General features: G+C 69.9%; 11 protein-coding genes. 7 read left to right on the top strand and 4 right to left on the bottom strand.

The features are described 5' to 3' along the window. The coding region (locus BW996_RS03330) for a branched-chain amino acid ABC transporter substrate-binding protein (protein ID WP_076458592.1) at positions 1 to 923 on the bottom strand (923 nt) is incomplete at its 3' end. A 639-nt stretch (positions 924 to 1562) separates the two neighbouring features. On the opposite strand from BW996_RS03330, the gene BW996_RS03325 reads away from it, so the two are divergent. Beyond that, on the top strand, positions 1563 to 1982 hold the full coding sequence (locus BW996_RS03325; RefSeq protein WP_037479751.1) for an SET domain-containing protein: 420 nt from the start codon (positions 1563 to 1565) through the stop codon (positions 1980 to 1982). 79 nt (positions 1983 to 2061) lie between these two features. Here the strand turns inward: BW996_RS03325 and BW996_RS03320 are convergent, their stop codons facing one another. After that, positions 2062 to 3759, bottom strand: a complete 1698-nt coding sequence (locus BW996_RS03320; RefSeq protein ID WP_037479937.1) for an AMP-binding protein — start codon at positions 3757 to 3759, stop codon at positions 2062 to 2064. A 177-nt stretch (positions 3760 to 3936) separates the two neighbouring features. Here BW996_RS03320 and BW996_RS03315 point away from each other — a divergent pair, with 177 nt between their 5' ends. Both BW996_RS03315 and BW996_RS03310 read left to right on the top strand, forming a co-directional pair. Continuing rightward, positions 3937 to 4836: an esterase/lipase family protein gene (locus tag BW996_RS03315; protein ID WP_051631707.1), complete on the top strand. Its 900-nt coding sequence runs from the start codon at positions 3937 to 3939 to the stop codon at positions 4834 to 4836. Between the two features lie 79 nt (positions 4837 to 4915). Beyond that, complete coding sequence (locus BW996_RS03310) at positions 4916 to 5419, top strand: Lrp/AsnC family transcriptional regulator (protein WP_051631708.1); 504 nt, start codon at positions 4916 to 4918, stop codon at positions 5417 to 5419. 24 nt (positions 5420 to 5443) lie between these two features. On the opposite strand, the gene ppk2 is transcribed toward BW996_RS03310, so the two are convergent. After that, the gene (ppk2, locus tag BW996_RS03305) at positions 5444 to 6682 is read right to left on the bottom strand and encodes a polyphosphate kinase 2 (protein ID WP_081838008.1); all 1239 of its coding nucleotides are present in this window, start codon (positions 6680 to 6682) and stop codon (positions 5444 to 5446) included. A gap of 151 nt (positions 6683 to 6833) precedes the next feature. Between ppk2 and purT the strand changes: the two genes are divergently transcribed. The 4 genes from purT to BW996_RS22430 all read left to right on the top strand — a co-directional run bounded on the left by purT (position 6834) and on the right by BW996_RS22430 (position 11470). Further along, complete coding sequence (gene purT / locus BW996_RS03300; protein ID WP_037479758.1) at positions 6834 to 8036, top strand: formate-dependent phosphoribosylglycinamide formyltransferase; 1203 nt, start codon at positions 6834 to 6836, stop codon at positions 8034 to 8036. 65 nt (positions 8037 to 8101) lie between these two features. Then, positions 8102 to 9190, top strand: coding sequence for a ProQ/FinO family protein (locus tag BW996_RS03295; protein ID WP_051631709.1), 1089 nt, complete (start codon positions 8102 to 8104; stop codon positions 9188 to 9190). A 188-nt stretch (positions 9191 to 9378) separates the two neighbouring features. Then, entirely contained in the window at positions 9379 to 9870 is a 492-nt protein-coding gene (locus BW996_RS03290; RefSeq protein ID WP_037479759.1) for a Cache 3/Cache 2 fusion domain-containing protein, read from the top strand. Between the two features lie 7 nt (positions 9871 to 9877). Beyond that, positions 9878 to 11470: a methyl-accepting chemotaxis protein gene (locus BW996_RS22430; protein WP_051631710.1), complete on the top strand. Its 1593-nt coding sequence runs from the start codon at positions 9878 to 9880 to the stop codon at positions 11468 to 11470. A 74-nt stretch (positions 11471 to 11544) separates the two neighbouring features. On the opposite strand, the gene metK is transcribed toward BW996_RS22430, so the two are convergent. After that, entirely contained in the window at positions 11545 to 12726 is a 1182-nt protein-coding gene (gene metK, locus BW996_RS03280) for a methionine adenosyltransferase (protein WP_037479762.1), read from the bottom strand. Positions 12727 to 12778 lie beyond the last annotated feature (52 nt).

The following is a 12778-nucleotide window of genomic DNA, read 5'->3' as shown; positions in this document are numbered from 1 at the left end:
GCGTAGATCTGCACGTCCGCGTTGAACTTCGTCTTGAAGCGGGCCTTGAACTCGTCCATGCCCTTCTTCTGCTCGCCTTCGACGCCGCCAGCCTCGGCGCACACCACCTGGCTGTCCTCCATCGCGCCGCCCGACAGCTTGGGCAGCTCGCCCGAGCAGATGCCGTCGCCGCCCATGAACTTCGCCTTGATGCCCAGCTGCTTCATCTGCCGGATCATCGGGCCCGCCACCGCGTCCATCCCGCCGAAGAACACGATGTCCGGCTTCTTCGCCTTCAGGTTGGTCAGGATCGCGGTGAAGTCCGTCGCCTTGTCGTTGGTGAACTCGCGCGCCACCGTGCGGCCGCCCGCGGCCTTCACGCCCTTCTCGAACTCGTCGGCAACGCCCTGACCGTAGGCGGTGCGGTCATCGATCACCGCGATCGACTTGCCCTTGAGCTGCGTCACCGCGTACTTGCCCAGCGTGCCGCCCAGGTGCACGTCGTCCGCCACCACGCGGAAGGTCGTCTTGAAGCCCTGGCGCGTGTACTTCGGGTTCGTCGCCGTCGGCGACACCTGCGGAATGCCCGCGTCGCTGTAGATCTTCGACGCCGGGATCGACGTGCCCGAGCTCAGGTGGCCCACCACGCCGGCGACCTTCGAGTCCACCAGCTTCTGCGCCGCCGCCGTGCCCTGCTTCGGGTCACCGCCGTCGTCCTCGGCCAGCAGCTCGAACTTCACCTTCTTGCCGCCGATCGTCACGCCCTTGGCATTGAGCTCGTCCACGGCCATGCGCGCGCCGTTCTCGTTGTCCTTGCCCAGGTGCGCGATGCCGCCGCTCGTCGGGCCCACATGGCCGATCTTGACCACTTCCTGGGCCGAGGCAGAACCTGCGGCAGCCAGCAGTGCCAGGCCAGCGAGAGCGACATTGAGCTTGTGATTCATCTGGAAGTCTCCGCGAAAGAAGTGAAGCGAGAAACGTGAGTTGGAGCCCGTGTGCTTTCAAGATGTGTGCCAGCTGTCTGCACAAAGCTTCTCTGCAGGCCTCTGCAGGTGTTCCTGGCGCAGCCTTGTCCAGTCCTCTTTCCTCAAGACCTGTCTTTGGGCTGTTCCAGGCTGTCCTGGGCTGCTGCGGCTTCTGCCGCCACGGCCTTCCTTCCCTGCCTTCTCCCCCAAAAAGTTATCCCTGTCTTCTTCTGTATTTATAAGTAGTAGATAGTAGTAGAGGGGCCGGATTTCTGTGGAGAACTCATGTTTTCCTTTTGAAATCAATGACTTGGGTCTTGGATAACTCTGTGGAAGACCCTGGGGATTGCGGTGGACAGAAAGAGAGCAACTTCGGGCGGCCCCGTGTTTTCCCGAGTTGTTCATGTGCTCTCCCCTGCTTGTTCACAGACTTGTCCCCAGGCTGGGGCATGAACCGCGGATGTGCGTGAGGCATCTCACGAATCTGCCATTTCAGGAGAGTTGTCCACAGCTTTTTATCCACAGCGGTGGATAACTCGGGTCTGCAGCTGGCCGCTGGGCCGGCAGGCCGGTCGGCTACCCGTACCATCGCGGCTTCAGTCGATCGGGGAACCGTCCATGGGCAAGCCTGCCAACCCTCAGAAATACGCCGTCATCAATGCCCCGAGCCGGATCGATGGCACCGGCGCCTTTGCCGCCGAGCCGATTCCGCCGGGTCGCAAGATCGGCGAGATCCGGGGGGAGGCCATCAGCGTCCAGGAAGCCCGCGAACGGGTGAAGAACGTCGATCGCATCATGATGGTGGAAATTTCCGACCGGAAAGCGATCGATGCCTCAAGATCGCTTGACCCGCTGCGCTTCACGAACCACTGCTGCCGCCCCAATGCGGTGCTTCGCATCCGTCAGGGGCGGGTCGAAATCCATTCGATGCGGCAGATCGATGAAGGCGACGAGATCACCTGCGACTATGGAGAGACGCACCATGAAGGTGGCATGACCTGCCACTGCGGCGTGCCCGGCTGTGTGGGAAAGCTGTGAACAACCAGTGAGGAACCGGTGAGCAACCGGTGAAGAAGCCGTGAAGAAGCCGTGAAGAAGCGGCGCGGGGCTGTGGAGATCAGGCGCTGCTGCGTGCCGAGTCGCGCAGCTCGCGCCGGAGGATCTTGCCGACATTGCTCTTGGGCAGCTCGTCGCGGAACTCGATCTGGCGAGGGCACTTGTAGGCGGTGAGATGGCGCCGGCAGTGCTCGGCGATCTCGGTCTCCGACAGCGCGGGGTCGCTGCGCACCACGCACAGCCGCACCGCCTCGCCGCTGTGCGTGTCGGGCACGCCGAAGGCGGCGCATTCGAGCACGCCGGGATGCTGGCTGACGACCTGCTCGATCTCGGTCGGATAGACGTTGAAGCCCGACACCAGGATCATGTCCTTCTTGCGGTCGACGATGCGCACCTGGCCGTCGGGCGACATCACGCCGATGTCGCCGGAGCGGAAGAAGCCGTCGGCGCTCATGACCTTGGCGGTCTCGTCGGGGCGCTGCCAGTAGCCGGCCATGACCTGCGGGCCGCGGATGCAGATCTCGCCGGCCTGGCCGAAGGGCAGGTCGCGGCCCTCGTCGTCGCGGATGGTGATGTCGGTCGAGGGCACCGGCAGGCCGATGGTGCCGGTGAAGGTCTTCAGGTCGAGCCGGTTGGCGGTGGCCACCGGCGAGGTCTCCGACAGGCCGTAGCCCTCGGCGACCGGGCATCCGGTGACCTGCAGCCATTTCTCGGCGGTGGCCTGCTGCACCGCCATGCCGCCGCCGTTGCTGACCACCAGCGCCGAGAAGTCCAGCCGCGCGAAGGCGGGGTCGTGGGCCAGCGCGTTGAACAGCGTGTTGACCGCCGGGAACATGTGGAAGCGCTGGCCGCGCAGCGCGCCCACCAGCGCCTTCAGGTCGCGCGGGTTCGGGATCAGGATCAGCCGCACCCCCATGCGCACGCCGAAGAAGAAGGACAGGGTCAGCGCGAAGATGTGATAGAGCGGCAGCGCGCACACCCCGGTGAGCTGCTGCGCGCCGAAGCTGCGGAACTGCGGCGAGAACCAGGCCTCGCACTGGCGCACATTGGCGACCACATGACGGTGCAGCAGCACCGCGCCCTTGGACACCCCGGTGGTGCCGCCGGTGTACTGAAGAAAGGCGATGTCGTCGGGCCGCACCTGCACCGGGCTCCGGTGCTGGCCACGCGCCGAGCGCAGCGCCGGCCGCCAGCGGCTGACGCTGCGCCCGTCCTCCAGCGGCAGCTCGAAGGCCGGCACCATCTTGCGCACATGGCGCACGGCGAAGTCGATCAGCCGGCCTTTCCAGGCCGGCAGCATGTCGCCGGTGGAGGTCAGCAGCACATGGCGCACCGCGGTGCGCTCGATCACCTGCTGCAGCGTCGCGGCGAAGTTCTCCAGCAGCACGATCACTTCCGCGCCGGCATCGCGCAGCTGGTGCTCGAGCTCGCGCGGGGTGTAGAGCGGGTTGACATTGACCACGATGCCGCCGGCGCGCAGCACCGCGGTGATCGCGACCATGTACTGCGGCAGGTTGGGCATCATCAGCGCCACCCGGGTGCCCGGCACCACGCCGTGGCGCTGCAGCCAGACGGTCAGCGCCTCGGCCTCGCGGTCCAGATGCTCGAAGCCGCTGCTCTCGCCGAGAAAGACCGCGGCCGGCCGGGCCGCATGGCGGCGCAGGCCGTCATCGAGCAGATCGACCAGCGTGCCGGCATCGCTCAGGTCGATCTCGGCAGGCACGCCAGGCGGATAGTGGGCCAGCCAGGGGCGGGGCAGGGCGGTGCTCATGGAACTCCTCCGGAGCCGGGGTCGGCGGTGTGGGCCGGATTGTTCGGTGCCCCGGAACCGCGGCGTCTCCGGGCTTGCCCGGAGCGTGGGCGGGGGCCTGTCCCTTCAGTGACAGCCGTCTCGCGGCATCATGGCCGCCACGCACGCAACGACGGGAGGCGCAAGGTGCTGGCGATCGGACTGGGACTGGGGCTGCTGCTGATGGCCGGCGTGCTGGCGGGGGTGCTGGCGGGCCTGCTGCCGTGGCCGCTGCTGCTGCTGCCGCTGCTCAATCCGCTGGCCCTGCTGGCCGAGATGCTGATGGCCGCCGCGCTGCACCGGGGCGATGCGCTGGCGCGGCCGTCCTGGCGGGCCCGCTGGCGCGCCTGGGCGGCCGAGACCGGCTGCTCGAGCCGGCTGTTCCTGGGCGAGCAGATGCTGCGCGAGCACCGCTGGCCGGATGCGCAGGCCGCCGCTCCCGGCGTTCGTGGCGTCTTGCTGATCCACGGCCATCTCTGCAACCGCGGCGTCTGGAACGACTGGCAGCCCGGTCTGCGCGCGCTGGGCGTGCCGGTGATCGCGCCCAGCCTGGAGCCGCTCTTCGTGTCGATCGACGCGCATGCGCCGGTGATCGACGCGGCGATCCGCCGGCTCGAGGCGCTGACCGGACAGGCGCCGCTGGTGGTCTGCCACAGCATGGGCGGGCTGGTGCTGCGGGCCTGGTGGCGTGCCCAGGTGCAGGCCGGCGCGACGCCGCAGGCCGTCAGTGCGCGTGTCGCCGGGGTCATCACCGTCGGCACGCCGCATCGCGGCACCTGGCTGGCCCGCTTCGGCCTGCGTCCGAATGTTCGCCAGATGCGCCTGGACAGCGACTGGCTGCAGACGCTGGCCGCGGCCGAGACGCCGGCCTGGCGGGCGCGCTTCCTGTGCGTGCGCAGCAACTGCGACACCATCGTCTTTCCGCCGCGCTGCGCGCTGCTGGAGGGCGCGCCGGCGCTCACGCTGCCCTCGCGCGGCCATCTCGAGCTGCTGGACGATCCGCTCCTGCGCCGGCGGGTCGAGCAGGCGCTGCGCGCACGGACATGATCCTCAGGGTCGGATCGTGGTACCGTTTGGTTCAGGTCGGATTCAGGATGGTCCGCACCGAAACTGCAATCATCGAACGATGGATTCCACCTCCGCTTCTGCCGTGACCGCGCCGGCGCCGGCGTCGCTCGACGACATCGATCGGCGCATCGTCGATGCGCTGCAGCGGCAGGGCCGCATGACCTTCGACGAGCTGGCCGGACAGGTCCAGCTCTCGGCCTCGGCGGTGCTGCGCCGGGTGCGCCGGCTCGAGGAGAGCGGCGTCATCGTCGGCTACTCGGCCATCGTGCCGCCGCAGCGCCTGGGCCTGACGGTGACCGCGCTGATCGAGCTGCGCCTCGAGCCGGGGCCGGCGGCTGCCCATGCGCTGGCCGGCGCGCTGCAGGACTGGCCCGAGGTGGTCGAGTGCCTGCGCCTGGGCTGCGACCCGAGCCGCTACCAGCTCAAGGTGATCAGCGCCGATCTGGCCCAGCATGGCCGCTTCATGACCGAACGCCTGCAGACGCTGCCCGGCCTGCGCGACTGCCATGCGCGCTTCGTGCTGGAGCAGCTGCGCACCGGCCGCTCCGGCCCGGCCGCCTGAGCGCAGGTGCCGGGCGGCGCCGGCTCAGGCCGGCGTGCTGCCGGCGAGCTGGTCCTCGTTGCCATAGGCCTCGCCATAGGCGCTGCCGACCAGGGCCGGCCGGCCGACGATCAGCGGATCGACCGGCCCGAGCGTGCGCAGCTCCTTGCGTGCGTAGGGCATGCGGTGCAGCACATAGCGCATCGCGTTCAGGCGCGCGCGCTTCTTGCAGTCCGACTTGATGACCGTCCACGGCGCGTCCTGGGTGTCGGTGTGCAGGAACATCGCCTCCTTCGCGCGGGTGTAGTCGTCCCACTTGTCGAGGCTGGCCTTGTCGATCGGGCTGAGCTTCCACTGCTTGAGCGGGTGCGTCTCGCGCTCCTTGAAGCGGCGGCGCTGCTCGGCGCGGCTGACCGAGAACCAGAACTTGAACAGGAAGATGCCGTTGCGCACCAGATTGCGTTCGAACTCGGGCGCCTCGCGCATGAACTGCTCGTACTGCGTGTCGCTGCAGAAGCCCATGACGCGCTCGACGCCGGCGCGGTTGTACCAGGAGCGGTCGAACAGCACGATCTCGCCGCGCGTGGGCAGATGCTGCACATAGCGCTGGAAGTACCACTGGCCGCTCTCGATCTCGCTGGGCTTCTCCAGCGCGACGACACGCGCGCCGCGCGGGTTGAGGTGCTCCATGAAGCGCTTGATCGTGCCGCCTTTGCCGGCGGCGTCGCGGCCCTCGAACAGGATGACCACGCGCGCACCGGTCTCCTTGACCCACGCCTGCAGCTTCAGCAGCTCGACCTGCAGCCGGTACTTCTGCTGCTCGTAGTTCTTGCGCGCCATCAGGTGGCGGTAGGGATAGGCGCCGTCGCGCCAGCCAGGCGCCAGCTCGGTGTCCGGATCGACGCCGGGCAGCGGCACGGGCTGGCGCCGCGCGGCCATCGAGCCGCGCATCAGCGCCAGATCGTCCGGCGAGGAGCCGGCGATCAGCGCCTGCAGCTGCTCGCGCCAGGTGGCGTCGTCGATCTCGCCGCGCTGGCGCCGGGCCATCACGTCCGACAGCGCCATCTCGCGCGAGGCCTGCGCGGCCTCGGTCGCGGCCCTGACCTCGTAATGCTCCAGCCTTGTGGCGGTGATCGGTGCGGACTTGTCGGCCATCTCGACCGGTGCGGCCGGCTTGCGCCGCCGGGGTGCCCGGGGGGGCTGTGGGGGCACGCCGGCGGCGGGCGGTCCGCTCGGCACGTCGGGCGTGACGGTCGAGGGGCGGGAGCGGGTGCGAGCGGTCATGGCGGAATCCCTGGTCGGTGTTCGAGATGGGCCGAACGATGGGTGCAGATGACAGCATCATGAAAATCCTGCGTCGCGCCGTCCTTGCGGAGGGTCAATTTCAGGGCAGCCGGCACAATGGAGGATTGCTCACGTCCTGCCAGGAGCCTGCATGAAACCGATCGGAACCCCGCTGTCCGCCCATGCCACCCGCGTCATGCTGCTCGGCAGCGGCGAGCTCGGCAAGGAAGTGCTGATCGCGCTGCAGCGCCTCGGCGTCGAGACGATCGCGGTCGACCGCTACGAGAACGCCCCCGGCCAGCAGGTCGCGCACCACGCCCGCACCATCGCGATGAGCGACCCGGCGCAGCTGCGCGCGCTGATCGAGGCCGAGCGGCCGGCCCTGGTGGTGCCCGAGATCGAGGCCATCGCCACGCCCGAGCTGGAGCGGCTGGAGGCCGAGGGCGTCGTGCGCGTCATCCCGACCGCCCGCGCCGCGCGCCTGACGATGGACCGCGAGGGCATCCGCCGCCTCGCCGCCGAGACGCTGGGCCTGCCCACCAGCCCCTACCGCTTCTGCGATTCGCTCGAGGAGCTGCAGGCGGCGATCGACGCCGGCATCGGCTACCCCTGCGTGGTCAAGCCGGTGATGAGCAGCTCCGGCAAGGGCCAGAGCCGGCTCGACGGCCCGCAGGATGTCCAGGCGGCCTGGGACCACGCGATGGCGGGCGGGCGCGTCAGCCACGGCCGCGTCATCGTCGAGGGCTTCATCGACTTCGACTACGAGATCACGCTGCTGACGGTGCGCGCGCTGGGCGCCGCTGGCCAGGTCGAGACGCATTTCTGCGACCCCATCGGCCACCTGCAGGTGCGCGGCGACTATGTCGAGAGCTGGCAGCCGCACCCGATGCGGCCGGCGGCGCTGGCCGAGGCGCAGCGCATCGCCCGTGCCGTCACCGAGGACCTCGGCGGCCAGGGCCTGTTCGGCGTCGAGCTCTTCGTCCGTGGCGACCAGGTCTGGTTCAGCGAGGTGAGCCCGCGCCCGCACGACACCGGCATGGTGACGATGTGCACCCAGTGGCAGAACGAGTTCGAGCTGCACGCGCGCGCCATCCTCGGCCTGCCGGTGGACACGACGCTGAAGTCGGCCGGCGCCAGCGCGGTCATCTACGGCGGCGTCGAGGCCGAGGGGCTGGTCTTCGACGGCGTGGATGAGGCGCTGCGGGTGCCGCGCTCGGAGATCCGCCTGTTCGGCAAGCCCGAGAGCTTCGAGCGCCGGCGCATGGGCGTGGCGCTGGTGCGCGACGAGGACGTGGAGAAGGCCCGCGAACAGGCCCGTCTGGCCGCTTCGAAGGTGCGTCTGCGCCGGCCCTGAAGGCGTCTGGTCGCGACTCGGGCCACAATCGCGGCTTCCGTTGCCAACACCGTTCCACCAGAACCATGTCCACCCCCGAGATCCCGACCGACGCCGAGGTCACCGCCGCCACTCCGGCTCCCGAGACCCCCGCGCCGATCGAGGCAGCCGCCGTCTCCGGTCCGGCCCCCGACGCCGCACCCGAGACCGCCGCCGAAACGGCAGTCGAGCAGACCGCGGCCGCACCGAGCCCGGCCAAGACTCCGGACATGAGCCCGGCCGAATGTGCCCGCCAGCTGCGCGAGCGCTTTCCCGCGCTGTTCGACGGTCCGGCCAGGCCGCTGAAGCTGCGCATCCAGGCCGACATCAAGGAGCGTGCGCCGGGCGTGTTCAGCCGCGCGACGCTGTCGGCCTTCCTGCGCCGCCACACCAACAGCACCGCCTATCTGGTCGCGCTGACCAAGGCCGCCAGCCGCACCGACCTCGACGGCCAGCCCGCCGGCGACATCAGCGACGAGCACCGCACGGTCGCGCAGCAGGAGCTCGACCGCCGCCGCGCGCTGCACCAGGAGCGCCGCGCCCAGGAAGCGAAGCAGCAGCGCGAGCAGCGCCGTGGCGCCGCACCGCAGGCGCAGGGCGAGGCCGCCTCGGGTGAACCTGCCCGTGAGCCTCGTGAGCCGCGCCCCCCGCGTGCACCGCGTCCGCCGCGGGGCGAAGGCCGTCCGCCGCGCGAAGCCCGTGAAGTTCGTGAACCGCGTGAACCGCGCGCTCCGGGCAGCCGCCCGCCGCGCCAGGACCGCGATGCCCAGGCCCGCCCGCCGCGCGGCGATCGTCCTGAACGCGCCGATCGTCCGGAGCGCCAGGATCGGCCCGCACGGCCGCCGCGTGACGAGGCCGCCCGCCCGGCCGCGGCACCGGTGCGCCAGGACGCCCCGGTCGAGCGCCTGCCGGAGGATCCGCAGCGCCGCGAGCGTGCCCAGCTGCTGCGCGACTTCGAGCGCAGCTCGCTCAAGCGCTCGAGCTTCTGCGTGCTGCGTGGCGTGCCCGAAGACCAGCTTGACGCGCTGCTGGCGCAGGCGCGCCGCGAGGCCGCCGAGGCCCCGGCGCGCGCGCCGCAGCGCGAGGAGCACGGCGAGCGCCGCCCCGGCGGTGCCGGCCGGCCGCCGCGCCGCTGAAGCTGAGCGCCGGACCTCGACACAGGCTCGACACTTGAGCTTGAGGTCCGGCCTGCCGCGATGAGAGCGCGCTTGCCGCCTCTCTTTGCGGCTTGGCCCGGAACGTCCGGGTGCCACGATCGGATGTCCCTTCTCGTCTGCCTTCAGTGCAGGCGGGCGGGCCCTCCTTTCCGACACCCTGGACTGCCATGAATCGCTTCACCTTCCTGAGCGCTGCGGTGCTGGCGCTGGCTGCCGCCGGCGCGGCGCAGGCCGCCGACCCCAAGGCCACGATCGCCGATCTCGAGGCCCGCTTGACCCGCATCGGTGCGGCCAAGATCGACGGCACCGACACGGTGGCTGGCAAGACGGTGCCGGCGCTGTTCTTCGGCGACCGCAAGATCAACAACAACTACGACGTCGTCGACGCGGTCCGCAAGGCGCATGGCGCCACCGCCACCGTCTTCGTCAAGGATGGCGACGAGTTCGTGCGCGTCAGCACCAATGTGCTGACGCCCGAGGGCAAGCGCGGCGTGGGCACGCAGCTGGCCCGCAACGCCGCCTACGAGGCGGTCAGCAAGGGCAGCGAGTTCTGCGGCCCGATCGACGTGCTGGGCACCGCCTTCGACGCCTGCTACCGGCCGATCAAGGACGGCGGCGGACGCATCGTCGGCGTGAGCTACATCGGCCACAAGAAGTGAGGCGGTCATGGCCGCATCCCATGCCGCACGCGAGCGGTTCTCGCGCCTGAGTCTGGGGGCACGGCTCGGTCTCGGCTTCGGTCTCGGTGTCGTGCTGGCCGGCGCCGTGGGCGGCGTCGGACTGGTCGGCCTGCATCAGGTCGGCAGCCGCACCGGCGAGCTGTCGGCCCGCTGGCTGCCAGGGGTCGCCCAGCTCGCCACCAGCCGCGCCGCGCTGCTGGAGATGCGCGACTTCGAGGTCCGCCACAGCCGCACCGATGACCGCAGCTATCACGCCGAGTACGAGGACAAGATCGGGGCCGCACTGAAGTCCGCCGACGAGGCGCTGGCCGCCTATGCCGCCAGTGCCTCCGACGAGCAGACCCGCGAGCACCTGGCCAGCTTCCGCAAGGCTTGGGAGGCCTATCGCAAGACCCAGCAGCAGGTGGTGTCGCTCGGTCGGGAGGGCAAGCAGCAGGATGCCGCCGACATCAGCGACGGTGCCGCCAGCATGCATGTCGACGAGGCCTTGCTCGCGCTGGACAAGCTCTGGAAGCACACCCTCGAGGCGGGCAGCCAGGCCAGTGCCGAAGCCGCTGTCATCCAGTCGACCGCGATGAAGTCGATGGGCGCGCTGCTGCTGCTGGCGGTGCTGTCCGGCAGTGCGCTGGCCGGGCTGATCGTGCGCAGCCTGCGCCGCCAGCTCGGCGGCGAGCCGGCGGTGGCGGTCGAGATCGCACGCTCGGTGGCGGGCGGCGATCTGTGCACGCCGGTGCCGGTGCGCGCCGGCGACCGCGACAGCCTGATGGCTCAGCTCCAGGCCATGCAGGACGCGCTGGTGCAGGCGGTCAGCGCGGTGCGCGAGGGCTCCGAGCGGGTGGCCGACACCAGCAGCCAGATCGCCCAGGGCAACCGCGACCTCTCCGCCCGCACCGAGCAGCAGGCCGCGGCGCTGGAGCAGACTGCCGCGACCATGGAGCAGCTCGGCACCACGGTGCGCCACAACGCCGACAACGCCCGCCAGGCCAGCGCGGTGGCGCGCGAGTCCTCGCAGGTGGCCGCGCAGGGCGGCGAGGTGGTCACCCAGGTGGTGCAGACGATGCGCGGCATTCACGAGGCCTCGCGCAAGATCGCCGACATCATCGGCGTGATCGACGGCATTGCCTTCCAGACCAACATCCTGGCGCTGAACGCGGCGGTGGAAGCCGCGCGGGCCGGCGAGCAGGGCCGGGGCTTTGCGGTCGTCGCCGGCGAGGTGCGCACGCTGGCGCTGCGCTCGGCCGAGGCCGCGCGCGAGATCAAGTCGCTGATCTCCACCAGCGTCGAGCGGGTCGAGCAGGGCTCGCTGCAGGCCGACGAGGCCGGGCGCAAGATGCAGGAGATCGTGCAGTCGATCCAGCGGGTGGCCGATCTGGTCGGCGAGATCAGCGTCGCCAGCGAGGAGCAGAGCACCGGCGTGGCCCAGGTCGGCCAGGCGGTCTCGCAGATGGATCAGGTCACGCAGCAGAACGCCGGGCTGGTCAGCCAGGGCACCTCGTCGGCCGAGCACCTGGCCGAGCAGGCGCGCACGCTGGTCGATGCGGTCGCGGTGTTCCGCGTCGACGCGCATGGGCGGCACTGAGTCCGTCGCCTGCGCTGGCGCACAAAAAAGGGGCCGCATCTGCGGCCCCTTTTGTCATCGCGTCAGCGTCCGGTTCACAGGCCGGCGGCCGCGCGCAGCAGCTGTGCCTTGTCGGTGCGCTCCCAGGCGAATTCCGGCTCCTCGCGGCCGAAGTGGCCGTAGGCGGCGGTCTTCGAGTAGATCGGACGCAGCAGGTCGAGCATCTGGATGATGCCCTTCGGGCGCAGGTCGAAGTGCTCCTGGACCAGCGCGGCGATCTGCGCGTCCGGGATCACGCCGGTGCCTTCGGTGTAGACGGTGATGTTGATCGGACGGGCCACGCCGATGGCGTAGCTCACCTGGATCTGGCACTGGCGCGCCAGACCGGCGGCGACCACGTTCTTGGCGACATAGCGCGCGGCGTAGGCGGCCGAGCGGTCCACCTTCGTCGGATCCTTGCCCGAGAAGGCGCCGCCGCCGTGCGGGCAGGCGCCGCCGTAGGTGTCGACGATGATCTTGCGCCCGGTCAGGCCGCAGTCGCCCTGCGGGCCGCCGATGACGAAGCGGCCGGTCGGGTTGATCAGGTACTGGGTGTCCTGCAGCCATTCCTTGGGCAGCACCGGCTTGATGATCTCCTCGATGCAGGCCTCGTAGAAGCTGGCCTTCATCTTCGTGGCCGTCTCGGACTGGTCCGGGCTGTGCTGGGTGGAGAGCACCACGGTGTCGATGCTGTGGGGCTTGCCGTCCACGTAGCGCATCGTGATCTGGCTCTTGGCGTCCGGGCGCAGGAAGGGCAGGCGGCCGTCCTTGCGCAGCTGGGCCTGGCGCTCGACCACGCGGTGCGCGTAGTAGATCGGCGCGGGCATCAGCTCAGGCGTCTCGTCGCAGGCGTAGCCGAACATCAGGCCCTGGTCGCCGGCGCCGGTGTTGAGGTGGTCGTCGGAGGCGTGGTCCACGCCCTGGGCGATGTCGTTCGACTGCTTGTCGTAGGCCACCAGCACCGCGCAGCCCTTGTAGTCGATGCCGTACTCGGTGTTGTCGTAGCCGATGCGCTTGATCGTGTCACGCGCGACCTGGATGTAGTCGACATGCGCGTTGGTGGTGATCTCGCCGGCCAGCACGACCAGACCGGTGTTGGTCAGCGTCTCGGCGGCCACGCGCGAGCGCGGATCCTGCGCCAGGATGGCGTCGAGGATCGCGTCCGAGATCTGGTCGGCCACCTTGTCGGGGTGTCCCTCGGACACCGATTCGGACGTGAAGAGGAAATCGTTCGCCACTTATAAACTCCTGTGATCCAAACAAGCTTTTCGGCGCGTGTCGCCGAGCTGT

This window comes from Sphaerotilus natans, from assembly GCF_900156335.1.
Taxonomy (GTDB): Bacteria; Pseudomonadota; Gammaproteobacteria; order Burkholderiales; family Burkholderiaceae_C; genus Sphaerotilus; species Sphaerotilus natans.
Note: the sequence above shows the minus strand (reverse complement) of the source record. Positions and strands in the feature narration are given on the sequence as shown.

Excerpts from the sequence above, each read along its gene's own strand:
- BW996_RS03325 (WP_037479751.1), top strand. The coding sequence starts at position 1,563 with ATGGGCAAGCCTGCCAACCCTCAGAAATACGCCGTCATCAATGCCCCG.
- BW996_RS03310 (WP_051631708.1), top strand. The coding sequence starts at position 4,916 with ATGGATTCCACCTCCGCTTCTGCCGTGACCGCGCCGGCGCCGGCGTCG.
- ppk2 (WP_081838008.1), bottom strand. The coding sequence starts at position 6,682 with ATGACCGCTCGCACCCGCTCCCGCCCCTCGACCGTCACGCCCGACGTG.
- purT (WP_037479758.1), top strand. The coding sequence starts at position 6,834 with ATGAAACCGATCGGAACCCCGCTGTCCGCCCATGCCACCCGCGTCATG.
- BW996_RS03295 (WP_051631709.1), top strand. The coding sequence starts at position 8,102 with ATGTCCACCCCCGAGATCCCGACCGACGCCGAGGTCACCGCCGCCACT.
- BW996_RS03290 (WP_037479759.1), top strand. The coding sequence starts at position 9,379 with ATGAATCGCTTCACCTTCCTGAGCGCTGCGGTGCTGGCGCTGGCTGCC.
- BW996_RS22430 (WP_051631710.1), top strand. The coding sequence starts at position 9,878 with ATGGCCGCATCCCATGCCGCACGCGAGCGGTTCTCGCGCCTGAGTCTG.